Source organism: Ramlibacter sp. AN1133, assembly GCF_037890035.1.
In the GTDB taxonomy this organism is placed as follows: domain Bacteria; phylum Pseudomonadota; class Gammaproteobacteria; order Burkholderiales; family Burkholderiaceae_C; genus Ramlibacter.
The window spans coordinates 1-21,459 of record NZ_JBBKTQ010000011.1 but is presented as its reverse complement, the minus strand read 5'-3'; the positions used below and the strand labels follow the sequence as shown (position 1 = coordinate 21,459).

Below are 21,459 nucleotides of genomic sequence, written 5' to 3'. Positions count from 1 at the left end.
GCCATGATGACCAACCCCACCGGCCGCCTCACGCAGGGCCAGTTCAGTTTCCTGCCCGACCTCACCGACGCGGAGATCCTGGCGCAGATCGAGTACGGCCTGGCGCGCGGCTACGCCTGGAGCGTCGAGTACACCGACGATCCGCACCCGCGCAACACCTACTGGGAGATGTTCGGCCAGCCGATGTTCGACCTGCGCGATGCGGCCGGCGTGCTGGCCGAGGTGCGGCAATGCAGGAAGACGTTCACGTCCCACTACATCCGCCTGGTGGCCTTCGACTCCACCCGCGGCGTGGAATCGGTGGCCATGAGCTTCCTCGTGCAGCGGCCCGAGAACGAGCCGGGCTTCGGCCTGGTGCGGCAGGAAGGGCAGGGGCGTTCCATGCGCTACACGGTGCACAGCTACGCCACCGACCGGCCGGAAACGCGCCGCTACGAGGCCTGAGGCGATGTACCGCATCGCGCCTTCGATCCTCTCCGCCGATTTCGCGCGCCTGGGCGAGGAGGTGCGCGCCGTGATCGCGGCGGGTGCCGACTGGATCCACTTCGACGTGATGGACCAGCACTACGTGCCCAACCTCACGATCGGCCCGGGGGTGGCGCAGGCGCTCAAGCGCCACTGCGTGCGCAGCGACGGCACGCCCGTGCTGCTGGACGTCCACCTGATGGTGCAGCCGGTGGACGCGCTGGCGCAGGCCTTCGTCGAGGCGGGGGCCGACGTCATCTCCTTCCACCCGGACGCCAGCGCGCACGTGGACCGCACGCTGCAGCTGATTCGCGCCGGGGGCTGCGCCGCCGGCCTGGCGTTCAACCCGGCGGAGCCGCTGGACCTGCTGGAGTGGGTGATCGACAAGGTCGACCTGGTGCTGGTGATGGGCGTGAACCCCGGCTTCGGCGGCCAGGGCCTGATCGAGTCGTCCCTGCGCAAGGTGGCGCAGGCCCGCCGCCTGATCGATGCCCATCGTCGCGAGACCGGGCGCGACATCCGGCTGCAGGTGGACGGCGGGGTGAAGGTGGACAACATCCGCCGCCTCGCCGAGGCGGGCGCCGACACCTTCGTGGCCGGCAGCGCGATTTTCGCGCAACCGAATTACGTGCAGGTGATGGCCGCGCTGCGCCTGCAGCTCGCCCTGCGCGCCCGCGAAGCGGAGACTGCGTGATGGCGCTGCCCGCCTACGCCCGCGAGGCCTTCGCCGCGGCGCCCGCCGCGGAGCCGGAGCCGCAGCCGGCCCCGCCTCGCACCGTCGCCGACGTGCTTGCGCACACCAACGTCATGGCGGTGCTGGAGGAGTTGGAGCGCGACCTGGTCGGCCTGGCGCCGGTCAAGCAGCGCATCCGCGACATCGCCGCGCTGCTGGTGATCGACCGGCTGCGCACCGGCGCCGGCCTGCAGGCGCACGCGCCCTCGCTGCACATGTCCTTCACCGGCAATCCCGGCACGGGCAAGACGACGGTGGCGCTGCGCATGGCGCAGATCCTGCACCGCCTGGGCTACGTGCGCAAAGGCCACCTGGTGGCGGTGACGCGCGACGACCTCGTCGGCCAGTACATCGGCCACACCGCGCCGAAGACGCGCGAGGTGCTCAAGAAGGCCATGGGCGGCGTGCTGTTCATCGACGAGGCCTACTACCTCTACCGGCCCGACAACGAGCGCGACTACGGGCAGGAGGCCATCGAGATCCTGCTGCAGGTGATGGAGAACCAGCGCGACGACCTGGTGGTGATCCTCGCGGGCTACCAGGACCGGATGGACACCTTCTTCCGTTCCAACCCGGGCCTGAGCTCGCGCATCGCGCACCACATCGCGTTCCCGGACTATTCGGCCGGGGAGCTGCTGCAGATCGCGCAGCGCATGTTGCACGACATGAACTACCGCTTCGGCCCCGGCGCCCTCGAGGCGCTGGACGCCTACGTGGCGCTGCGGCTGCGCCAGCCGCACTTCGCCAACGCGCGCAGCGTTCGCAACGCGCTGGACCGCGCCCGCCTGCGGCAGGCCAGCCGCCTGTTCGCGCAAGCCGATCGAGAACTCGGACGCGAGGAGCTGAGCACGATTGCCGAAGCCGACATCCGTGCGAGCCGCGTCTTCGCGCTGGCCGCCACGCAGGACCAGTGAGGGAGGGATTGACCATGCATCTCGGACGCACCACCTTGTCGAAATTCCTGCTGCAGCAGCTGCGGGACATCCCGGACGGCAACGACCTCGGCGCGCTGCTGGTCGACGTCGCCGCGGCGATCAAGACGATTTCCGCCATGACGGCGAAGGGCGCGCTCGGCGGCTATCTCGGCGACCTGGACCAGCGCAACGTGCAGGGCGAGGTGCAGAAGAAGCTGGACGTGCTGGCCAACGACACCATGATCCGCCACTGCGAGTGGGGCGGGCTGCTGGCCGCGATGGCCTCGGAAGAGAACGAGCAGCCCCTGCCGATCCCGGCGGATTGCAGCCGCGGGCCCTTCCTGCTGGTGTTCGATCCGCTGGACGGCTCGTCGAACACCGACGTGAACGTCTCGGTGGGGACGATCTTTTCCGTGCTGCGCCACCGCGGCGGCGCCGATGGCGACCCGGCGGACTTCCTGCTGCCCGGGCACGAGCAGGTCGCGGCCGGCTATGCGATCTACGGGCCGGCGACGATGCTGGTGCTGACGGTGGGCAAGGGCACGCACGGCTTCACGCTGGACCGCGAGATCGGCAACTTCATCCTCACGCACCCGGTGATGCGCATTCCCGCCGACACCGGCGAATTCGCGATCAACACCAGCAACGTGCGCTTCTGGGAGGCGCCGGTGCACCGCTACGTCTCGGAGTGCCAGGCCGGCCGCAGCGGGCCGCGCGGGCGCGACTTCAACATGCGCTGGATCGCCTCGATGGTGGCGGAGGTGCATCGCATCCTGGTGCGCGGCGGCGTGTTCCTGTACCCGCGCGACACCAGGGATCCCGCCAAGCCGGGGCGGCTGCGGCTGCTGTACGAAGCCAGCCCCATCAGCCTGCTGGTGGAACAGGCGGGCGGGGCGGCCAGCACCGGGCGGCAGCGCCTGCTGGAGGTGCAGCCGACGGCGCTGCACCAGCGCGTGCCGGTGATCCTGGGTTCGCGCAACGAGGTGCAGCGCATCGAGCGCTACCACGTGGAGCACGACAGCGGCATCGACCGCCCCTTCGTCTCGCCACTGTTCAACGAGCGTTCGCTGTTCCGGCCCGAAGCCCTGCCGTCCTGAGAGGAAGAACCATGTCGCTGCGCCATCCCATCATCGCCGTGACCGGTTCGTCCGGTGCCGGAACGACCACGGTGATGAAAAGCTTCTCCCACATCTTCCGGCGCGAGCGCATCGCCGCCCAGGTGATCGAGGGCGATTCCTTCCATCGCTTCGACCGCGCCGGCATGCGCGAGCGCGTGCGCCGGGCCGATTCCGGCGAGGGGCCCTCGATCAGCCATTTCGGCCCGGAGGCGAACCTGCTGGCGGAACTGGACCAGACCCTGCGGGAATACGGCGAGACCGGCGGCGGCAAGGTGCGCCGCTACATCCACGACGCCGGGGAGGCGAAGGAACTCGGGGGCGAGCCCGGGACCTTCACGCCCTGGGCCGACATGGCGCCGGGCAGCGACCTGCTGTTCTACGAGGGGCTGCACGGGGGCTACGTCGGCCCGGGCGCGAACGTGGCGCGCCACGTGGACCTGCTGGTGGGCGTGGTGCCGATCATCAACCTCGAATGGATCCAGAAGCTGCACCGCGACCAGAACCTGCGTGGCTACAGCCAGGACGCGGTGGTGGACACCATCCTGCGCCGCATGCCGGACTACGTGAACCACATCTGCCCGCAGTTCAGCCGCACGCACGTGAACTTCCAGCGCGTGCCGACGGTGGACACCAGCAATCCCTTCATCGCCAAGGACATCCCCAGCGCCGACGAATCGATGGTGGTGATCCGCTTCGCCGACCCCAAGGGCATCGACTTCCCCTACCTGGTCTCCATGCTGCACGACTCCTGGATGAGCCGCCCGAACAACATCGTGGTGCCGGGCGGCAAGATGGGGCTGGCGATGCAATTGATCTTCACGCCGATGATCCTGCGGCTGATGGACATCAAGCGCCGCGCGCAGTGACGCGCCGCCATGAGCCCCGCACTGCGCGCACTGGTGTTCGACGTCGACGGCACGCTGGCCGACACCGAGCATTTCCACCGCACGGCGTTCAATCTCGCCTTCGCGGAGGCCGGGCTGGACTGGCAGTGGGACGAGGCCCTGTACACGCAGCTGCTGCAGGTCTCCGGCGGCAGGGAACGCATCCGGCATCACTGGGAGCGGACGCAGGCGGGCCGCTTCGAGATCGACGGCCGCGCCCTGGATGACATCGTGGAGCGCGTCCACGTGGCGAAGAACGCGGCCTACGAAGCCATGGTCGCGTCCGGCAGGGTGCCGCTGCGCCCTGGCGTGCTGGCATTGATGGAGCAGGCGCTGCGCGACGGGCTGCCGCTGGCCATCGCGACCACTACCTCGCCGGTGAACGTCGCGGCGCTGCTGCGGCAGGCGATCGGGCCGCAGTGGAAGCTGCACTTTCCCGTCGTGTGCGACGGCGCCACGGCACCGCGCAAGAAGCCGCATCCGCAGGTGTACCTGCAGGTCCTGCAGCGCCTGCGCCAGCCGGCCCGGTCGTGCATCGCGTTCGAGGATTCCGCCAACGGGCTGCGCGCGGCCACCGGGGCGGGCCTGGCCACGGTCGTGACGCCGACGTCCTTCACGCGGGGCCATGATTTCGACGGCGCGCTGAGGGTGCTGCCTTCCCTGGACGGCGTCACGCTGGAGGACCTGCGGGGCTGGCAGGCTGGCTGAGGTCAGCGCCGGTGTGGGGCATCCGCCGCGTCGGCGCGCCGCAGCCGCTTCGCGCGCACGTGCTGCAGTCCGCGGTGCGCCAGGAAGCCCAGCGCGGCCACGGCCAGCGCGCCGCCGAAGATGGCCCCCTCGTAGCGTTGCAGGTCGCCCAGGAAGACCTCCAGGCTGTGCCCCAGGAGGTAGCCGCCCCCGCCGATCACCACCGCCCACACGGCGGCGCCGAGCGCATTGAACAGCGTGAAACGGCCTGCGTTCACGCCCAGCGCTCCCATCGCGACCGGGCCCGCGATCCGCAGGCCGTACAGGAAGCGGATGCCGAACACCAGCGCCGCATCCCAGCGCTTGAGCAGCGCGCCCACCCGCGCCGTGCGCTCGCGCACCATGGGCGAGCGCGCCAGCAGCAGGCCGCCCCAGCGGCGGCCGATCCAGAAGAACACCTGGTCGCCCACCGCGCCGCCGAAGAAGGCGATCAGCAGCACCAGTTCCAGCGAGAGGTGGCCCTGGTGGGCCGCGAAACCCGCCAGCAGCAGGATGCTCTCGCCTTCCAGCAGCGTGCCGAGCAGCACGGCCAGGTAGCCATAGGTGCCCACGAATGCGATGAGGGACATCGATTCCACCATGGCACGCGGGCGGCGCCCGCTGTTGCGCCGCATCAAGGTCCGCTCGACTGGGGGCCCTAGAGCTGGAAGGTCAGCCAGCGCAGCAGCCCTTCGCCCACCTCGCGCAGCGCGCCGACGCGCTGCGGCTGCTGGCCTTCGGCGTCGGCGCGGACCTGCTCGCCCCAGGCCGTGAAGCGCTCGATGGCGGCGGCATCGTAGAAGGCCACCATCATTTCGTAGTTCAGGAACAGGCTGCGCGCGTCCAGGTTCAGCGAGCCGGCCAGCGCCACCGTGCGGTCCACCACCACCAGCTTGGCGTGCAGCATGGAGGGCGCGAGCCACACGCGCGCGCCCGAGGCCAGCAGCTCGCGCACGGCCGTCGGCCGGGCGAGGTCGGCCAGCCGGTGGTTGGAGCGCCGCGGCAGCACCAGGTCCACCGTCACGCCGCGCCGGGCGGCGAGCGCGAACGCCATCAGCAGCACCGGGTCCGGCACGAAGTAGGGCGTCACGGCGAGGATGCGGGCCTGCGCATTGAAGCAGGCGTCGATCAGGAGTTCGTGCACCGTGTCGTCGGCCTGGTCCGGCCCGCTGGGCAGGAACTGCACGAGCGGCTCGCCGGCCGCGGCGACGGGCAGCGGCAGCCGCCGCACCAGCGGCGGCGGCTGGCCGACCGCGATGGCCCAATCCCGCTCGAACTGCTCGCGGGCCTGCACGGCCAGCGGCCCGTGCAGGTCGAAGCTCAGGTCGGTCCACGCTCGCTCGCGCCGCCCGAGTGTCGTGCGCCCGACGAAGTATTCGGCCGCCAGGTTGCGCCCGCCGGTCCACAGCCAGGTGCCGTCGGCGATGGCCACCTTGCGGTGATTGCGCAGGTTGACGCGCCCGCGCAGCGGCGAGGACCACGGACGCACGAACAGCCCCACCTCGACCCCCGCGGCGCGCAGCGGGTGCAGCGCGGGGCTGCCCCCCAGGTAGCGGCCCACCCCGTCGATCATGAACCGCACCCGCACGCCGTCGCGCGCGCGCCGCGCCAGCAGCGCGACGATGTTGTCGCCGACCTCGTCGCGCCCGAGGACGAAGGTGCTCACCTCGATGGTGTGGCGCGCCGACAGCAGCAGCGTGCACAGGCGCTCCAGCGCCACCTCCCCGTCCTCGTGGATCGCCAGGTCCCGGCACGGCACGGGCGCCGGCAGGCCCAGGCCGAAGGCGAGGGCGCGAAAGCGCCCGGCCGGCTCGTGCAGCGCCTCGCGGCCCGCGCCGTCGATCGCCACGCGCGGGTGGTGGCGGGCGCGCACGGTCTTGCGCGTGCCGAACAGCAGGAACAGCGGTAGCGCCAGGTAGGGCGCGAGGGCGAGGAACAACACCCAGCCGATCGCCGCCGACGGATGGCGGCGCTGCCGTCGCGCCAGGGACAGGGCGACGTAGATGACGAGCGACAGCAGGATGACCGCGGTATGCAGCGAAAGCCACTGGCGGGGACTGGAGGCCGCGAACATCGATGAGTGGAGGGGAGCGGCGCCCAATGTACGTCATGGTGCGGCCTGGTGCCTGCGCGCCGGCGCGCAACAGGCCTTGACGAGCGTCAAGGTTGCCGCGAACGCGCCGGCCGAGACTGGCTGCATGTGGCCAGCTTCAGGAGAAACCATGAACCACCAGATCCGCAGCGAATTGCAGCAGAACCGCGAACGGCTCGCGAAGGACGTCCGCGCGGTGGTCGACGACGCCGAAAAGCTCCTGCGCGTGGGCGCGCAAGGCACGGGCGAGGCGGTGGCCGAGGCGCGCGGGCGCCTGGAGGAAAGCCTCGTTGCCGCCAAGGACGCGATCGTGCGCCTGGAACGCACGGCCGTCGACCGCGCCACTGCGGCCGGCCGCGCCACCGACGCCTACGTGCACGAGAACCCGTGGCAGGCCATCGCGGCCGGCGCCGCGTTGGGCGCGTTGCTCGGCGTGCTGCTCTCGCGCAGGTAAGCGGCACGATGCCGGCGCGGGAAACGGGGATGACGGCCGCCACCGACCGGGGCGGCCACGGCAACTTCATCGTGGAGTGGCGCGAGGGCTTCCGCACCGGGATCGCGGAGATCGATGCGGAGCACCAGCAGCTGTTCGCGCTCGTCAAGGGCCTCGAGCTCGCGAACGCGAAGCAGCTGCTCCATGGCCTGGTCGACTACGTCGTCACGCACTTCACGCACGAAGAGGAACTGATGGAGCGCAGCGGCTACCCCGGGCTGCATCGCCACGTGGAGATGCACGAGGGGCTGGCGGCGCGCGTGAGCGAATTCCTCGTCTCGGGCGCCTCCTGGTCGGAGCACCGGGTGCAGGAGCTGCGCACCTTCCTGAACAAGTGGCTGGTGGGCCACATCCTCACGCACGACCTGCACTTCGGCCGCTGGTACCACGCGCGGGGGCCGAGCACGCAGCCGCTGCCGCTGCCGGAGGACCCGAACGCGAGCTGGTTCGGCCGCCTGTTCGGCAAGCGCTGAGCGCCGCGGGCGCAGGCAAAGGAAAAACGCCACCCGAAGGTGGCGTTCGCCGTGAGCGCGGATCGCGTTCAGCTCAGCATGTCTTCGGCCAGGTCCGAGGCCTTCTCGGCGCCGGCGCGCACGTTGCGGATGTGGCGCTGGGTCGGCACGGGCAGCTGCGCCGTGTTGAGGCCGTCCCACTTGTTGCGGCCGCGGATCGACAGGTTGTAGTAGACCGACACGCCTTCGCGGATCTTCTCGGCGCGCTGCTCGGGGGTCAGGTCCAGGTGCGCGATCTTCTCGGCGGCCCACTCGGCGCCGTGCTTCATGTTCACGGCGGCGGCGTACACGGCCTGCACCGGGTCGTTGGGGTCCTTCAGGCCCAGGCCGCGGGCGGTGCGCGCCTCGAACTGCGCCAGGCCATGGCTGGAGACGCCGTTGCGGCCCATGCCCTTGCGCGGCACCCACGAGGTCTCGGCATCGATCACGCCGTACACGTCCTGGAAAGTCAGGCCGACCTGGTCCAGGTCCGCGCGCTCCGCCGCGACGGCCGCGAGCAGCAGGCGCGATTCTTCGTCGAGCGTCTTGGTCTTCTCGCCGCCCCAGCGCACCGGCACCCACTTGATGCGCTCGCGCAGTTCCTGGTCCGAGGCGACGGCGAACGCGGTCGCCGCGCGGATGGCGGGCGGCACGGCGGGGCTCTTCGCGGCGACGGCGGCAACGGCTTGCGCGGCGCTCGTCGTCGCGGCCGCGGTGGTGCGGGCCACGGCGGCCGCGGCGCTGGTGGCGGCAGCGGCCGCACCGGCGATGCGGTTCGTCGCGACGGGGGCGCCCGCCACGTCCGCGCCCGCGGCGGGATCGGACGGGGTCACGTGGCTCGACAGGGTGGCGGCGCCGGCAACCAGGGCAATGGCGGCGGTGGACCAGACGGTAGAGGCAGTGATACGTTGCATGTGGGACTGTGTGCTGGACTGTTTGTAGGAGACGACTGATAGACAGGTAGGACGCCTCGAAGTTCGCCGCTGAGTCTGCGTTGTTACATCCCAAGGTAAGCTTCGTCCGACATGCGCGTGCTACTTGTGGAAGATGACACGATGATCGGCCAGGCCGTGCTGGATGTGCTGCGCTCGGAACACTACGCGGTGGACTGGGTGCGCGATGGCGCGGCAGCGGACTCGGCGCTGCTGGCTGAGCGATACGACCTGGTGCTGCTCGATCTGGGCCTGCCCAGGGCGGATGGCCTGCAGGTCCTGCGCAGCCTGCGGGCGCGCCGTGACGCGGTGCCCGTGCTGGTGGCAACGGCGCGCGACGCGATCGGCGACCGCGTCGCGGGCCTCGATGCCGGCGCCGACGACTACATCGTGAAGCCCTACGACACCGATGAACTGCTGGCCCGCGTGCGCGCCTTGCTCAGGCGCAGCGCGGGCCGCGGCGAACCGCTGATCAGCCACAAGGGGCTGGAGCTCAACCCCGCCACGCGCGAGGCGCGCTTCAACGAACAGCCCCTGAACCTCTCGCCGCGCGAGTGGGCGCTGGTCGAGCCGATGCTGCAGCGCCCCGGCGTGGTGTTCTCGCGGGCGCAGCTCGAACAGAAGCTCTATGGCTGGAAGGACGAGATCAGCAGCAACGCGGTGGAGGTCTACGTGCACGGGCTGCGCAAGAAGCTCGGCGCCGACTTCATCCGCACCGTGCGCGGGCTCGGCTACGTGGTGCCGCGCGAATGACAGCGGCGACGAACGCCTCGTGGTCCCTGCGCCGCCGGCTCATGTGGCTGGTGCTGGCGGCGATCGGCGTCGTCACGGTGCTGCAGGCCGCGACCGCCTACCGCTCCGCCCTGCGCGAGGCCGATCGCATGTTCGACTTCCACCTCGAGGAGGTCGCGCGCTCCGTGCACGGGGGCATGCCGTTCGCGCCCGGCGGCGACGACTCGGAATACTCGGTGCAGGTGTGGGGGCCGGATGGCTCGACCATCTACCGCTCCAACGGGCGCGAGCTGCCCTCGCAGGCGGTGCTCGGTTTTTCCGATTCGCGCGTCAACGGCATCCGGCTGCGCATCTACACGCTGCAGACGCCGGAGCACACGATCCAGATCGCGCAGGACCTCGACGCGCGCGAGACGAGGGCGCGCGCGCTGGCCGCCACGGCGGTCACGCCGGTGCTGCTGCTGGCGCCGCTGCTGATGCTGGCCGTCGGCGCGGTGATCGGCGGCTCGCTGGCGCCGCTGGCGCGCATGCGCCGGCAGGTGGCGGCGCGCGCGGCGCGCGACCTCTCCCCGCTGAGTGCCGAAGGCGTGCCGGAGGAAGTGCAGCCGCTCGTGCGCGAGCTCAACGCGCTGTTCGCGCGCGTGCAGGGCACGCTGGAGGCACAGCAGCACTTCGTGGCCGATGCGGCGCACGAGCTGCGCTCGCCGCTGACCGCGCTGAAGCTGCAGCTGCAGGCGGCGCAGCGCGCGCACGATGAAGAGGCACGGCACGCGGCGACCCAGCAGCTCGCCGCCGGCATCGAACGCGCGATCGCGCTGGTGGAACAACTGCTCGCGCTGGCGCGGCAGGAAGGCGCAGGCGAGGGCGCGGGCGAGCCCCTCGACCTGGAGGAGGTGGCGCGGCAGGCGGTGTCCGCGCTGCTGCCGACCGCGCATGCGAAGTCGCTGGACGTGGGGCTGGCCACCACCGAGCCGGTGGTGGTGCAGGCCAACCGCGAAGCACTGCATCTCATCCTGCGCAACCTGCTCGATAACGCGATCAAGTACACGCCGGTGGGCGGCCGCATCGACATCGGCATGGGCCGCGATGCCCAGGGCGCGTGGCTGGCCGTCGACGACAGCGGGCCCGGCGTGCCCGAAACGGAACGCGAACGCGTGTTCGACCGCTTCTACCGCGTGCCGGGCACCGAGGCGGCCGGCAGCGGCCTGGGCCTGGCGATCGTGCGCACGGTGGCCCAGCGGCTGGGCGCCCAGGTGCGGCTCGTGCAGTCGCCCACGCTGGGCGGCGCCCGCGTCGAACTGCGTTTTCCCCCACCTTAAGCCTGTTCTAAGGCTGCGGCCGCACATTGCAGGGGTCGGTTACTCACGAGGATCCCCGCAATGAAGAACGTCAACCTGAAATCCGCTCCGCTGGTGCTGGCCCTGCTGGGTGCCGGCATCGTCGGCGGCGCCGCCGTCGAGGCGGTGCACCATGCCTCTTCCCCGGCCATCGCCGCCGTGCTGGCGCCCGTGGCGCCGGCGAGCGTGCCGTCGCCCACGCCGGGCGCGGGCAGCGTGGTGATGCCCGACTTCCCGCTGATCACGCAGCGCTATGGCCCTGCCGTGGTGAACATCAGCGTGACGGGCCGCGCGCAGGCCACGCCCGACATGAGCGACCCGCTGGAGTTCTTCCGCCAGTTCCAGCGCGGCGTGCGCCCGAAGGACGTGCCCGTGCGCGGCCAGGGCTCCGGCTTCATCGTCGGCGCCGACGGCATCATCCTGACCAACGCGCACGTGGTGAAGGACGCCACCGAAGTCATGGTGAAGCTCACCGACCGCCGCGAGTTCCGCGCCAAGGTGCTGGGCAGCGACCCCAAGACCGACGTCGCGGTGCTGAAGATCAACGCGGCCAACCTGCCCGTGGTCTCCGTGGGCAGCGCCGAAGCGCTGCGTCCGGGCGAATGGGTGCTGGCCATCGGCTCGCCGTTCGGCTTCGAGAACACGGTGACGGCCGGCGTGGTGAGCGCCAAGGGCCGCTCGCTGCCCGACGACAGCGCGGTGCCCTTCATCCAGACCGACGTGGCGGTGAACCCCGGCAACTCCGGTGGCCCGCTGTTCAACGCGCGCGGCGAGGTCGTGGGCATCAACTCGCAGATCTACAGCCAGTCGGGCGGCTACCAGGGCGTGTCGTTCGCGATCCCGATCGACATGGCGGTGAAGATCAAGGACCAGATCGTCGCGCACGGCAAGGTCGAACACGCCAAGCTCGGCGTGGCGGTACAGGAGGTCAACCAGTCGCTGGCCGATTCCTTCGGCCTCGAGCGGCCGGAAGGCGCGCTGGTCGCCAACGTGGAGAAGAACAGTCCCGCCGAACGCGCCGGCCTCAAGCCCGGTGACGTGATCCGCACGGTGAACGGCAAGCCCATCGTGTCGTCGGGCGACCTGCCCGCGATCGTGGGCCTGTCCGCGCCCGGCGATCGCCTCGCGATGGAAGTGTGGCGGCAGGGCCAGAAGGTGCAGCTCACGGCCGAACTGGCCCGCGCCGGCGGCGAGAAGGTCGCCGCGGCCGCGACGCCCGACACGGGCGAGGGCGCGCGGGTGGGCCTCGCGCTGCGGCCGCTGGCGCCGGAGGAGCGGGCCGAAACCGGCCTGCGCGCGGGCGTCGTGGTGGCCGATGTGGCCGGGCCCGCGGAAGCCGCGGGCGTGGAGCCGGGCGACGTGGTGCTCGCCGTCAACGGCACGCCGGTCACGACGCCGGAGCAGGTGAAGGCCGCGCTGGCGAAGTCGACCAAGTCCGTCGCGCTGCTGATCCAGCGCGGCGAGGACAAGATCTTCGTGCCGATCCGGATCGGCTGACGCGAAAAGGGCGGGCCCGCTCAGTCCTCGCCGAGCGGCGAGGCCTGGGTGGGCTCGGTGCCCAGCGAGCGCGAGCCGTCGCCGGTGGCCGACACGAGCTCGAGTTCGAACAGGCGTTCGAGGTCGCCGCGGTTGATGCCCGCGGCGCCCGTGGCCTGCAGCACGTCGGCCAGGGTGCGCTTGCCGTCGACGAGGATCAGCGCGGCGCGCTGGCGCGGCGTCAGCTTGATCGAGCGGTCTTTCAGCACCTGCTGGCCCGCGGCTGTCTTGACTGGAATCATGGTTGCTCTCCCCGCGGCCCCGCGTTTGGCACGCGCTTCGGCCGCATTAGCCGCTCCAGTGTCGAGCAGGCCGGCGCGGCGCGGGAATAGGGGAGTTTCCTCTCAGCGGGCGGCTTAAGCAGCCCGCCCCCCCGCAGTTGCGCCCTCAGCCCTTGTGGTCGGCGCGCGCGGCGAAGGTCCGGGAGACGCGGCCGGCCTTCTGGCCGTCGTCCTTCTTGGCGACGCGGGCCTTCCTGTCGTCCTTCTTCGCGACGGCGGTCTTCCGGTCCCCGGCGTCGGCCTTGGCCACGGCCGTCTTCGCGCCCGCGCGGCGCTTCTTCGCCGACGCGACTTGCGTGCGCTTGCCGTCCTTGCCGGCCGAGGCCTTCTCGCCCTTGCGCGCCTTCACAGCCGCCAGGCTCACCGCTTTCTCCGCCTTGTCCTTGGCGGCCACGCGCTCGCGTGCCGGCTCGGGGGCGGCCCGGGCCATGACAGGCTGGTCCTGCCAGCCGTTGCGCGCCACCACCCATTTGCGCAGGCGTTGCGCGTCGGCCAGGCGCGTGCCGTTGCTGTCGGCATCGAGCATCACCATGATCAGGTTGTGGCCGCCGACCTTGGCCAGCATCGTGAGGCAGCGGCCCGCCTCCACGATGTAGCCGGTCTTCTGCAGCTCGATGTCCCAGCCCCCGTTCTGGTTGCGCACCAGCCGGTTGGAGTTGCGGTACTGCAGCGTGCGGCCGCTCAGCGACGCGAGGTGCGTCGGCGTGGTGGAGAACTCGCGCATCACGGGGTTCTTGGCGGCCTCGGCCACCAGCCGGGCGAGATCCTGCGCGGTCGACTGGTTGCGGTTCGACAGGCCCGTGGGGTCCACGTAGGTCGTGTTGGCCATGCCCAGCGCCCTGGCCCGCGCATTCATGGCCTCCACCAGCTTCGGCAGGCCGCCGGGATAGCTGCGGCCCAGCGCGTGCGCGGCGCGGTTCTCGCTGGACATCAGCGCCAGCCGCAGCGCCTCCTCGCGCGTGAGCTGCGTGCCCACCCGCAGGCGCGAGCGGCTGTGGCGCTCGGTGTCCACGTCGTCCTCGGTGATGGTCAGCACTTCGTCCATGGGCTGCTTCGCCTCGAGCACCAGCAGCGTCGTCATGAGCTTGGTGAGCGAGGCCATGGGCAGCACCACGGTCTCGTTCTTCTGCGCGAGCACCTGGCCCGTGTCCTGGTCCATCACGAAGGCGGCGCTGGAACTCAGGTGCAGCGGATCGGGCTTGAGGTGCAGGCCCGCCGCGCGGCCGAAGGACAGGGTCGGGCCCGCGGGCGAGGCGGCTGCGGGACCGCGGTCGGTCTCGGCCTCCTCCGGCGGCACCACTTCGGCGCCGGGAGGCGCGGGCGGGGCCGCCTCGGCCTCCGGCGCCGGTGCGGGCGTCGCCGGCCCGCCGGCCACCTGGGTGGCCGGGGCCGCGGGCCGGTGCTCGCGGCCGTAGTGGTACGCGAGCGGCAGCAGGCCGCCGGCGGCGACCAGGGCCGCCACGAGAACGGCGAGCCGCAGATCCTTGTTCTTGCTGGGAGAGGGCATGGGTGCTTGTCCTTCCGGGGCCACTCTACCCACGCACTCCCGGCGCCGCCGGGGCAAAGGGACGAAGCTTCTGTAGTCCGGCGACGACGGCCGGCGTGGCCAAGTTAACATCGGCGCCGTCGCTCGCGTCCCGGTCCCGCTGAAATTCCCGCTCCCGCTTCCCCCCTGCGCCTGATCCTGCTGGTGATCGTCAGCCATGCCAGTTTCGCCGGCGCGCGCCTCGCGATCTCCCTGCAGGCCCTGCACCTGGGCGGTTCCGCCCTCACGGTCGGCATCCTGATGAGCCTGCTGATGCTCGTGCCGACGTTCACGGCCGCCCACATCGGCCGCTGGGTCGACCGCGTCGGCTACCTGCGCCCCACGGCGTGGTCCCTCGCCGCGCTCGTCGCGGGCGAGCTCGCGATCGCGACCCTGCAGTCGGTGGCCGGCCTGGCGCTGGGCAGCATCGTCGTGGGCACGTCCTTCATCGTCGTCAACGTGGCGATCAACAACGCGATCGGCCACCTGGCGGGCGCATCGGGGCGGGCGCGGGCCTTCGGGCTGACCGCCGTGGGCTATTCGCTCTCGGCGCTGTTCGGGCCGATGCTGGCCGGGGCGGGCATCGACCACGTCGGCTATCCGCTCACCTTCGCGCTGCTGGCGCTGCTGCCGCTCGCGGCCGGCACGCTGCTGTGGCGTGCGCCCGCCGTGCCGCGGCCGGACGCCGTGCCCGGCGCCGCGAAAGCCGCGGTCATGGACCTGCTGCGCCTGCCGCGCCTGCGCGCGGTGCTGGTGGTGAGTTCGCTGGTGGCGGCGGGCTGGGACCTGTTCACCTTCCTCGTGCCGCTGCACGGCGCCCGCAGCGGCCTGTCGGCCACGGCCATCGGCCTGGTGGCGGGCGGCTTCGGCATCGGCAGCGCCCTGGTGCGGCTGGCGCTGCCCTGGATCAGCCGGCGCGTCACCGAATGGCGGCTGATCGGCATCGCGCTGGCGCTCTCGGCGCTGGGCTACCTGGCGTTTCCCTTCTGCCGCACGCTGGGCACCATGCTGCCGCTGGCGGTGGTGGTGGGCGCCGTGCTTGGATGCGGCCAGCCGGTGGTGATGAGCCTGCTGCACGTCACCGCGCCCCCGGAGCGCACCGGCGAGGCCGTGGGCCTGCGCATGGCGATGATCGGCCTGGGCCAGACGGTGCTGCCGCTGGCCGTGGGAGCCTTCAGCAGCGCCCTGGGCCTGGCGCCGCTGTTCTGGGGCATCGCGGCGCTGCTGGGCGTGGGCGGGGCGTACGCGGGCCGCCGGCAGCCCGTCAAGTAGCTTGCCGCCACCCTCTTGCGGCAGCCGCACTGCTGTGCCAGATTGCCGGGAATTCCGAGAGGAGGCCGCATGCTCTTTCCCACCACCATCGTCGGCAGCTACCCGCAGCCCGAATGGCTGATCGACCGCCAGAAGCTGGCCGGGCGCTTCCCGCCGCGCGTGCGCGCCCGCGAGCTGTGGCGCCTGCCCGAGCCTTTCCTGTCGCAGGCGCAGGACGACGCCACGCTGCTGGCGATCCGCTTCCAGGAGGATGCCGGCCTGGACATCATCTCCGACGGCGAGATCCGCCGCGAGAGCTACTCCAACCGCTTCGCCACCGCGCTCGACGGCGTGGACCTCGACAACCCCGGCACGGCGCTGGACCGCTCGGGCCACCCGAATCCCGTGCCGCGCATCGTCGGGCCCATCCGCCGCCGCCATGCGGTCGAAGTGGAGGACCTGAAGTTCCTCAAGGCGCACACCACGCACCGCACGAAGATCACCGTGCCGGGCCCGTTCACCATGCTGCAGCAGGCGCAGAACGACTTCTACGCCAGCGAGGAAGAGGCCGCGATGGACTACGCGGTGGCCGTCAACGAGGAGATCCGCGACCTCTTCGCCGCCGGCGCGCACGTGGTGCAGATCGACGAGCCCTACATGCAGGCACGGCCCGAGAAGGCGCGGCAGTACGGCCTGCAGGCCCTCAACCGCGCGCTGGAGGGCGTGCACGGCACGACCTGCGTGCACATCTGCTTCGGCTACGCGGCGGTGATCCACCAGCGGCCCAGCGGCTACTCCTTCCTGCCGGAGCTGGCGGGATGCGGCTGCCGGCAGGTGTCGATCGAGACGGCGCAGTCGAAACTCGACACGCGCGTGCTGCGCGAGCTCGAGGGCAAGCAGGTGCTGGTGGGCTGCCTCGACCTCAACGACATGAACGTGGAAACGCCCGAGGTGGTGGCCGGACGCATCCGGCGCGCGCTGGACGACATAGCCCCCGAGGACGTGATCCTGGCGCCCGACTGCGGCATGAAGTACCTGCCGCGCGAGGTGGCGCAGGGCAAGCTGGTCGCGATGGTCGAGGCGGCCAAGATCCTGCGGCACGAGTTCCACCAAGGCTGAGCCAGCCTGCGGTGCTCGCCTCTGTCGGACGTTTCCGACAGGGTTTTCGTGCGGTTTTCACGTCCCCGTGCTGAACCTCTCGGCGGCAGCGGGTCAGACATGGCTTGTCCAGGAAAGGGGCCATGGGAAGCAAGCCGTCGTTCGTCCATCTCGCCGCGCAGTCCGCGCTGGCTGCAGCCTGCATCGCCGCCAGCGTGGCCTGGCCCGTCGCCGCGCACGCGGGCGCCACCGAAGCCTCGGCGCCGAGCGCCGCCCGCGCGTACTACGAACGCCTGCGCTCGCAGCTGCGCTGGGTGACCGTGCGCGTGGGCAGCCGCGACGTGCGCACGCCCGATGCGGACTCGCGCCTGCTGCTGGCTCGCGCCGCCGCCGACCGCGCCGGCCTGGCGCAGGTGGGCCTGGACTGGCGCGACGTGTACGGCGTGATCAGCGCCGAGACGAGCTGGGTGCCGCGCGACGGCCTGGGCCGCAACGGCGTGACCAGCCAGGGCCTGGCGCAGCTCGAGCCGGCCACGGCGCGCGCGCTGGGCGTGCGAAACGCCAACGACCCCGTGGAGGCGGTGCATGCCGCCGCCACGCTGCTGAGGGAAGCGGGGCAATGGAGCGCCCGCCGCATCGCCGGCCTGCGCCTGGACGGCGCCCAACGCGCCGCCCGCCTGCGCGAAGGCATCTCGATCTACTACAACCTCTCGAGCGCGGCGCGCGAGCGCTGGAACGGCGCCAGCCACCCGGCCCTGCCGGTGGAGACGCAGCGCCACATCGAGAACGTGCGCGAGGGCGCACGCCAGGCCGAACGACTGGCGGGCGGCAAGCTGGATCTGCCGCCCCTTCCCAGGGCCGCTGCGGTGCAGCGGGTCGCTGCCGTCAAGGAGCCGCCGCGCGCGCTGGGCACCATCGAGTGGTCCGGCGCCGGCAGTGACGCCGACGGCCGCCGCGCGGGCAGGCACGTGGTGTGGTCCAACGGCACGGTCACGCGCGAGTCCGGCGGGCGTGTGCGCTGGACCAGCGGCACGGCGGCAGCCGACCGCAACGGCTGAAACGGCCTCCGGGCTCGGCGACAATCGGGGCATGTCATCGCTCGTCCGAACCCTCACGGGCAGCGCCCCCCTGGTGCTCGATTCGCCGCACAGCGGCGTGAACTATCCCGAAGACTTCCGCTCCCGCCTCGCGCTGCGCGTGCTGCGCCGCGCCGAGGACACGCACGTGGAGAAGCTGTACGACTTCGCGCCGGCGCTGGGCGTCGCCTGGATCGAGGCGCTGTTTCCGCGCAGCTACCTCGATGCCAACCGCAATGTCACCGAGATCGACCTGGACCTCGTCGAGGACTGGGACGAACCGGTCGAACTGGATCCCGTGGCGCTGGCCAAGGTGCGCCTGGGCAAGGGCCTGATCTGGCGCATCACCGACGAGGGCGAGCCGCTCTATGACCGCAGGCTGCCGGCCGCGGAGGTGCGCGCGCGCATCGAGCGCTGCTGGAAGCCCTACCACCAGGCCGTGGCCGATGCGATCGCCGCCGCCCATGCGCGCCACGGCTACAGCATCCACCTGAACTGCCATTCGATGCCGGCGGTGTCGTCGGCGTATTCGACCGACTTCCCCGGGCTGGTCCACGCGGACTTCGTGATCGGCGACCGCGACGGCAGCACGGCGTCCCCGGCGCTGTCGCAGCGCATCTGCGAGGTGCTGCGCGGCTTCGGCTACTCGGTCTCGTACAACCATCCGTACAAGGGCGTGGAACTGGTGCGGCGCTACGGCGACCCGGCCGCGCAGCGGCACAGCATCCAGGTGGAGATCAACCGCAAGCTGTACATGGACGAAGCCAGCCTGGAGCCGAACGAAGGCTTCGGCCGCCTGCAGGCGCACCTGCGCCGGCTGGTGGAGGAGCTGCTCGCCACCGATCCGCGGAAGCTGGCCTGATGGACCGCGTGGATGCAGTCGTGATCGGCGCCGGCGTCGTGGGCCTGGCGGTAGGGCGCGCGCTGGCGCAGGCGGGCCGCGAGACCATCGTCGCGGAGGCCCAGGCCGGCATCGGGCAGGGCGTGAGCTCGCGCAACAGCGAGGTGATCCACGCCGGCCTGTACTACCCGCCCGGGTCGCTGAAGGCGCGCCTGTGCGTGCGCGGCAAGGAATTGCTGTACGCGCTGTGCGCGACCCACGGCGTGGAGCACAGGCGCTGCGGCAAGCTCACCGTGGCCCACAACGAGGACGAGGTGCGCGCCCTGCGCGGCCTGCAGGACCGCGCCGCCGCCAACGGCGTGCCGGCGCAATGGCTGGACGGCGCGCAGGCCCGGGCCCTGGAGCCGGCGCTGCAATGCGTGGCGGCGCTGCACTCGCCCACCACGGGCATCGTCGACAGCCATGGCCTGATGCTGGCGCTGCAGGGCGATCTCGAACGCGCCGGCGGCATGGTCGCCCTGGGCAGCGAGGTCGTCTCGGCGCGCGTGTCGCCGCATGCCGGCGAGCCGCACGTGCTGCGCCTCGCGGACGGCTCCGAACTGGCGTGCGACCTCCTCGTGAACGCCGCCTCGCTGCATGCGTGCGGCCTCGCGCGCCGCTTCGAGGGCCTGGACGCGCGCTTCGTGCCGCGCGAGTGGTTCGCCAAGGGCAACTACTACGCGCTGAGCGGCCGCGCGCCGTTCACGCACCTGATCTATCCGGCCCCGGGCGATGCGCACCTGGGCACGCACCTCACGCTCGACCTGGGCGGGCAGGCGAAGTTCGGCCCCGACATCGAATGGCTGGACGTCGGCGCGCCGGAACAGATCGACTACCGCGTGGATCCGGCGCGGGCGGACGGCTTCTATGCCGAGGTGCGGCGCTATTGGCCCGGCCTGCCCGACGGCGCGCTGGCGCCCAGCTACAGCGGCGTGCGGCCGAAGATCCACGGCCCGCACGAGAAGGCGCCCGACTTCCGCATCGACGGCCCCGCGCTGCACGGGGTGCCGGGCCTGCTCAACCTGTTCGGCATCGAGTCGCCGGGACTGACGAGTGCGCTCGCGATCGCGGAGGTCGCCACGGCCGCGCTCATTTGAAACGATAGGAAAAAGTCCTACTGCCTTCTTCTGCTGTTGCGCTTCAATCCGCCGCAACGGTTCCACCACAAGGAGGCAAAGCGATGAAGAAGTCGTTCGTGGTATTCGCCGTGGCTGCGGCCCTCGGCACCGTGTCTTCCGGCGCGCTCGCGCAAAGCGGCCGCGACAATCTTGCCAACCTGAAACAGATGCGGGTCTCGGGCACCGACCTGAACATCCCGACCGTCCCGCAGGAAGGCCGCAACGCGGAGGCCATCCGCGCCAACCTGAAGCGCGTGAAACTGCCGCCGGGCTTCAGGATCGAACTGTTCGCGATCGTGCCCGATGCGCGCCACATGGCGGTGGCACCGTCGACCAACATGCTGTTCGTGGGCACCCGCAAGACGACCGTGTGGGCCGTGACGGACCGCAACGGCGACGGCGTGGCCGACGAGGTGAAGCCCTTCGCGCCCTCGCTCAACTTCAAGGTGCCCAACGGCGTGTGCTGGACCAAGGACGGCTTCCTGATCGTCGTCGAGCACAACCGGATCCTCAACTTCCCGGCCGCCGAGTTCTTCTACGAGGGCCCCGACGTCGCGGTGATCGAGGTGGTGCCGCAAGGCGGTCTGGTGCCGGTGGAAGAGGAGTCGTACAACCACGGCGCGCGCACCTGCCGCGTGGGCGACGACGGCAAGCTGTACGTGACGCTCGGCCAGCCGCACAACGTGCAGCCGCTGATGAAGTTCAGCCTCTACGACCGGATGGGCATCGGCGGCATCGTGCGCCTGGACCCGTTCGACGGCTCCAAGCGCGAAGTGGTGGCGCTGGGTGTGCGCAACTCCGTGGGCATGGACTTCAACCCGCGCGACAAGGTGCTGTGGTTCACCGACAACCAGACCGACGGGCTGGGCGACGAGGTCCCGCCCGGCGAGCTGAATCGCCTGACCAAGGTCGGCCAGCACTTCGGCTATCCGTACTGGGGCGGCAAGTTCAAGGTGGCGGGCTCGCCCGCGGCGCCGGAACTCAAGGACATGAAGGAGCCGGCCAACGCGGTCTTCCCCGAGGTGGAGTTCCCCGCGCACCAGGCGCAGCTGGGCATGACCTTCTACAACGCGGCGCAGTTCCCGCCGAAGTACCGCGGCGGCGCCTTCGTCGCCTCGCACGGGTCGTGGAACCGCACCAAGGCGACCGGCGCGCTGATCAACTTCGTCCCCGTGGGGCAGGACGGCAAGGCCGGCCGGCCCGAGGTGTTCGCGGAAGGCTGGCTCGACGAGGCCACCGGCACCTACCGCGGCCGCCCGGTGGACGTGGCGGTGATGAAGGACGGCTCGCTGCTGATCTCGGACGACTACGCCGGCGCGATCTACCGCGTCACGTACCAGCCTTGAGGGTCGGGCACCTCGCCGCGCTGTTGCTCGCGGCCTGCGTGCCCTGCGCGCAGGCCGCGGACCCGCAGGCAGGGCGGACGAGGGCGCAGGCCTGCGCGGTGTGCCATGGGCCGCTGGGCCTGTCCATGGTGCCGAACGCGCCGCACCTGGCGGGCCAGCCCGAGATCTACCTCGCCGAGCAGCTGCGCAATTTCCGCAGCGGCCGGCGCCCGCACGAGGTGATGGGCGTGATCGCGAAGGACCTCAGCGACCAGGAGATCGAGGACCTGGCGGCGTGGTTCGCGTCGCTGCGGGTGGAGGTGCGGGAGCGCTGAGTTTTCGAGACAAGATACCGAAACTACCGGACGCAGAGGACGCAAAGGGTACGCAGAGGACGCAAAAGAAACCGAAAGAACAAAGGAAAGAAAGGAAGAAAGAAGGCCCTTCTTCTT

The 21,459-nt window shown here is 71.2% G+C and carries 23 protein-coding genes; 18 read left to right on the top strand and 5 right to left on the bottom strand.

Features of this window, described 5'->3' with window-relative positions; genetic code table 11:
• Positions 1-3: 3 nt before the first annotated feature.
• Genes WG923_RS16690 through WG923_RS16665 form a run of 6 tightly spaced genes read left to right on the top strand, consistent with a single transcriptional unit; the run spans position 4 to position 4,822 of the window.
• On the top strand, positions 4-444 hold the full coding sequence (locus tag WG923_RS16690; protein ID WP_340352104.1) for a ribulose bisphosphate carboxylase small subunit: 441 nt from the start codon (positions 4-6) through the stop codon (positions 442-444).
• Between the two features lie 4 nt (positions 445-448).
• Entirely contained in the window at positions 449-1,159 is a 711-nt protein-coding gene (gene rpe / locus WG923_RS16685; protein WP_340352103.1) for a ribulose-phosphate 3-epimerase, read from the top strand.
• The gene (gene cbbX / locus WG923_RS16680; protein ID WP_340352102.1) at positions 1,159-2,112 is read left to right on the top strand and encodes a CbbX protein; all 954 of its coding nucleotides are present in this window, start codon (positions 1,159-1,161) and stop codon (positions 2,110-2,112) included. Before rpe ends, cbbX begins: the two co-directional genes overlap by 1 nt.
• Before the next feature lie 14 nt (positions 2,113-2,126).
• Positions 2,127-3,209: a class 1 fructose-bisphosphatase gene (locus WG923_RS16675; protein WP_340352101.1), complete on the top strand. Its 1,083-nt coding sequence runs from the start codon at positions 2,127-2,129 to the stop codon at positions 3,207-3,209.
• Positions 3,210-3,220: 11 nt separating this feature from the next.
• Positions 3,221-4,096, top strand: a complete 876-nt coding sequence (locus WG923_RS16670; RefSeq protein ID WP_340352100.1) for a phosphoribulokinase — start codon at positions 3,221-3,223, stop codon at positions 4,094-4,096.
• Positions 4,097-4,105: 9 nt separating this feature from the next.
• Positions 4,106-4,822 (top strand): HAD-IA family hydrolase, encoded by a 717-nt coding sequence (locus tag WG923_RS16665; protein WP_340352099.1) that lies wholly within the window; start codon positions 4,106-4,108, stop codon positions 4,820-4,822.
• A 2-nt stretch (positions 4,823-4,824) separates the two neighbouring features.
• On the opposite strand, the gene WG923_RS16660 is transcribed toward WG923_RS16665, so the two are convergent.
• Together WG923_RS16660 and WG923_RS16655 are read right to left on the bottom strand one after the other, a co-directional pair.
• Positions 4,825-5,430 carry a DedA family protein gene (locus WG923_RS16660; protein WP_340352098.1) on the bottom strand — a complete coding sequence of 202 codons (606 nt, stop codon included), beginning with the start codon at positions 5,428-5,430 and terminating at the stop codon, positions 4,825-4,827.
• Between the two features lie 68 nt (positions 5,431-5,498).
• A complete protein-coding gene (locus tag WG923_RS16655) occupies positions 5,499-6,914 on the bottom strand; it encodes a phospholipase D-like domain-containing protein (protein WP_340352097.1) in 1,416 nt (471 codons plus the stop codon).
• A gap of 148 nt (positions 6,915-7,062) precedes the next feature.
• Between WG923_RS16655 and WG923_RS16650 the strand changes: the two genes are divergently transcribed.
• Together WG923_RS16650 and WG923_RS16645 are read left to right on the top strand one after the other, a co-directional pair.
• Positions 7,063-7,386 (top strand): DUF883 family protein, encoded by a 324-nt coding sequence (locus tag WG923_RS16650; RefSeq protein WP_340352096.1) that lies wholly within the window; start codon positions 7,063-7,065, stop codon positions 7,384-7,386.
• Positions 7,387-7,415: 29 nt separating this feature from the next.
• Positions 7,416-7,898: a bacteriohemerythrin gene (locus WG923_RS16645; protein ID WP_340352095.1), complete on the top strand. Its 483-nt coding sequence runs from the start codon at positions 7,416-7,418 to the stop codon at positions 7,896-7,898.
• 68 nt (positions 7,899-7,966) lie between these two features.
• Here the strand turns inward: WG923_RS16645 and WG923_RS16640 are convergent, their stop codons facing one another.
• Complete coding sequence (locus tag WG923_RS16640) at positions 7,967-8,830, bottom strand: hypothetical protein (protein ID WP_340352094.1); 864 nt, start codon at positions 8,828-8,830, stop codon at positions 7,967-7,969.
• A gap of 111 nt (positions 8,831-8,941) precedes the next feature.
• On the opposite strand from WG923_RS16640, the gene WG923_RS16635 reads away from it, so the two are divergent.
• The 3 genes from WG923_RS16635 to WG923_RS16625 are packed head-to-tail and all read left to right on the top strand — an operon-like array spanning position 8,942 to position 12,414.
• Positions 8,942-9,601, top strand: a complete 660-nt coding sequence (locus tag WG923_RS16635; protein ID WP_340352093.1) for a response regulator transcription factor — start codon at positions 8,942-8,944, stop codon at positions 9,599-9,601.
• Complete coding sequence (locus WG923_RS16630; RefSeq protein WP_340352092.1) at positions 9,598-10,899, top strand: ATP-binding protein; 1,302 nt, start codon at positions 9,598-9,600, stop codon at positions 10,897-10,899. The genes WG923_RS16635 and WG923_RS16630 overlap by 4 nt, the downstream gene beginning before the upstream one ends.
• A gap of 60 nt (positions 10,900-10,959) precedes the next feature.
• Positions 10,960-12,414, top strand: a complete 1,455-nt coding sequence (locus tag WG923_RS16625; protein WP_340352091.1) for a DegQ family serine endoprotease — start codon at positions 10,960-10,962, stop codon at positions 12,412-12,414.
• A 20-nt stretch (positions 12,415-12,434) separates the two neighbouring features.
• Here the strand turns inward: WG923_RS16625 and WG923_RS16620 are convergent, their stop codons facing one another.
• Both WG923_RS16620 and WG923_RS16615 read right to left on the bottom strand, forming a co-directional pair.
• Complete coding sequence (locus tag WG923_RS16620) at positions 12,435-12,695, bottom strand: hypothetical protein (RefSeq protein WP_340352090.1); 261 nt, start codon at positions 12,693-12,695, stop codon at positions 12,435-12,437.
• Between the two features lie 145 nt (positions 12,696-12,840).
• Positions 12,841-14,241: a serine hydrolase gene (locus WG923_RS16615; protein ID WP_445322939.1), complete on the bottom strand. Its 1,401-nt coding sequence runs from the start codon at positions 14,239-14,241 to the stop codon at positions 12,841-12,843.
• Between the two features lie 183 nt (positions 14,242-14,424).
• Between WG923_RS16615 and WG923_RS16610 the strand changes: the two genes are divergently transcribed.
• The 7 genes from WG923_RS16610 to WG923_RS16580 all read left to right on the top strand — a co-directional run bounded on the left by WG923_RS16610 (position 14,425) and on the right by WG923_RS16580 (position 21,342).
• Positions 14,425-15,531, top strand: a complete 1,107-nt coding sequence (locus tag WG923_RS16610; protein WP_340352089.1) for an MFS transporter — start codon at positions 14,425-14,427, stop codon at positions 15,529-15,531.
• Positions 15,532-15,600: 69 nt separating this feature from the next.
• Positions 15,601-16,629 carry a uroporphyrinogen decarboxylase family protein gene (locus WG923_RS16605; protein WP_340352088.1) on the top strand — a complete coding sequence of 343 codons (1,029 nt, stop codon included), beginning with the start codon at positions 15,601-15,603 and terminating at the stop codon, positions 16,627-16,629.
• Between the two features lie 122 nt (positions 16,630-16,751).
• Positions 16,752-17,666 carry a lytic transglycosylase domain-containing protein gene (locus tag WG923_RS16600; RefSeq protein WP_340352087.1) on the top strand — a complete coding sequence of 305 codons (915 nt, stop codon included), beginning with the start codon at positions 16,752-16,754 and terminating at the stop codon, positions 17,664-17,666.
• Between the two features lie 31 nt (positions 17,667-17,697).
• On the top strand, positions 17,698-18,546 hold the full coding sequence (locus tag WG923_RS16595) for an N-formylglutamate amidohydrolase (RefSeq protein WP_340352086.1): 849 nt from the start codon (positions 17,698-17,700) through the stop codon (positions 18,544-18,546).
• Complete coding sequence (locus WG923_RS16590) at positions 18,546-19,661, top strand: NAD(P)/FAD-dependent oxidoreductase (RefSeq protein ID WP_340352085.1); 1,116 nt, start codon at positions 18,546-18,548, stop codon at positions 19,659-19,661. Before WG923_RS16595 ends, WG923_RS16590 begins: the two co-directional genes overlap by 1 nt.
• An 83-nt stretch (positions 19,662-19,744) precedes the next feature.
• Positions 19,745-21,028, top strand: coding sequence for a PQQ-dependent sugar dehydrogenase (locus WG923_RS16585; RefSeq protein WP_340352084.1), 1,284 nt, complete (start codon positions 19,745-19,747; stop codon positions 21,026-21,028).
• Positions 21,025-21,342 carry a c-type cytochrome gene (locus WG923_RS16580; RefSeq protein ID WP_340352083.1) on the top strand — a complete coding sequence of 106 codons (318 nt, stop codon included), beginning with the start codon at positions 21,025-21,027 and terminating at the stop codon, positions 21,340-21,342. Before WG923_RS16585 ends, WG923_RS16580 begins: the two co-directional genes overlap by 4 nt.
• Positions 21,343-21,459 lie beyond the last annotated feature (117 nt).

Coding starts and splice junctions, on each gene's coding strand:
- WG923_RS16690 (WP_340352104.1), top strand. CDS start 4: ATGATGACCAACCCCACCGGCCGCCTCACGCAGGGCCAGTTCAGTTTC.
- rpe (WP_340352103.1), top strand. CDS start 449: ATGTACCGCATCGCGCCTTCGATCCTCTCCGCCGATTTCGCGCGCCTG.
- cbbX (WP_340352102.1), top strand. CDS start 1,159: ATGGCGCTGCCCGCCTACGCCCGCGAGGCCTTCGCCGCGGCGCCCGCC.
- WG923_RS16675 (WP_340352101.1), top strand. CDS start 2,127: ATGCATCTCGGACGCACCACCTTGTCGAAATTCCTGCTGCAGCAGCTG.
- WG923_RS16670 (WP_340352100.1), top strand. CDS start 3,221: ATGTCGCTGCGCCATCCCATCATCGCCGTGACCGGTTCGTCCGGTGCC.
- WG923_RS16665 (WP_340352099.1), top strand. CDS start 4,106: ATGAGCCCCGCACTGCGCGCACTGGTGTTCGACGTCGACGGCACGCTG.
- WG923_RS16660 (WP_340352098.1), bottom strand. CDS start 5,430: ATGTCCCTCATCGCATTCGTGGGCACCTATGGCTACCTGGCCGTGCTG.
- WG923_RS16655 (WP_340352097.1), bottom strand. CDS start 6,914: ATGTTCGCGGCCTCCAGTCCCCGCCAGTGGCTTTCGCTGCATACCGCG.
- WG923_RS16650 (WP_340352096.1), top strand. CDS start 7,063: ATGAACCACCAGATCCGCAGCGAATTGCAGCAGAACCGCGAACGGCTC.
- WG923_RS16645 (WP_340352095.1), top strand. CDS start 7,416: ATGACGGCCGCCACCGACCGGGGCGGCCACGGCAACTTCATCGTGGAG.
- WG923_RS16640 (WP_340352094.1), bottom strand. CDS start 8,830: ATGCAACGTATCACTGCCTCTACCGTCTGGTCCACCGCCGCCATTGCC.
- WG923_RS16635 (WP_340352093.1), top strand. CDS start 8,942: ATGCGCGTGCTACTTGTGGAAGATGACACGATGATCGGCCAGGCCGTG.
- WG923_RS16630 (WP_340352092.1), top strand. CDS start 9,598: ATGACAGCGGCGACGAACGCCTCGTGGTCCCTGCGCCGCCGGCTCATG.
- WG923_RS16625 (WP_340352091.1), top strand. CDS start 10,960: ATGAAGAACGTCAACCTGAAATCCGCTCCGCTGGTGCTGGCCCTGCTG.
- WG923_RS16620 (WP_340352090.1), bottom strand. CDS start 12,695: ATGATTCCAGTCAAGACAGCCGCGGGCCAGCAGGTGCTGAAAGACCGC.
- WG923_RS16615 (WP_445322939.1), bottom strand. CDS start 14,241: ATGCCCTCTCCCAGCAAGAACAAGGATCTGCGGCTCGCCGTTCTCGTG.
- WG923_RS16605 (WP_340352088.1), top strand. CDS start 15,601: ATGCTCTTTCCCACCACCATCGTCGGCAGCTACCCGCAGCCCGAATGG.
- WG923_RS16600 (WP_340352087.1), top strand. CDS start 16,752: ATGGGAAGCAAGCCGTCGTTCGTCCATCTCGCCGCGCAGTCCGCGCTG.
- WG923_RS16595 (WP_340352086.1), top strand. CDS start 17,698: ATGTCATCGCTCGTCCGAACCCTCACGGGCAGCGCCCCCCTGGTGCTC.
- WG923_RS16590 (WP_340352085.1), top strand. CDS start 18,546: ATGGACCGCGTGGATGCAGTCGTGATCGGCGCCGGCGTCGTGGGCCTG.
- WG923_RS16585 (WP_340352084.1), top strand. CDS start 19,745: ATGAAGAAGTCGTTCGTGGTATTCGCCGTGGCTGCGGCCCTCGGCACC.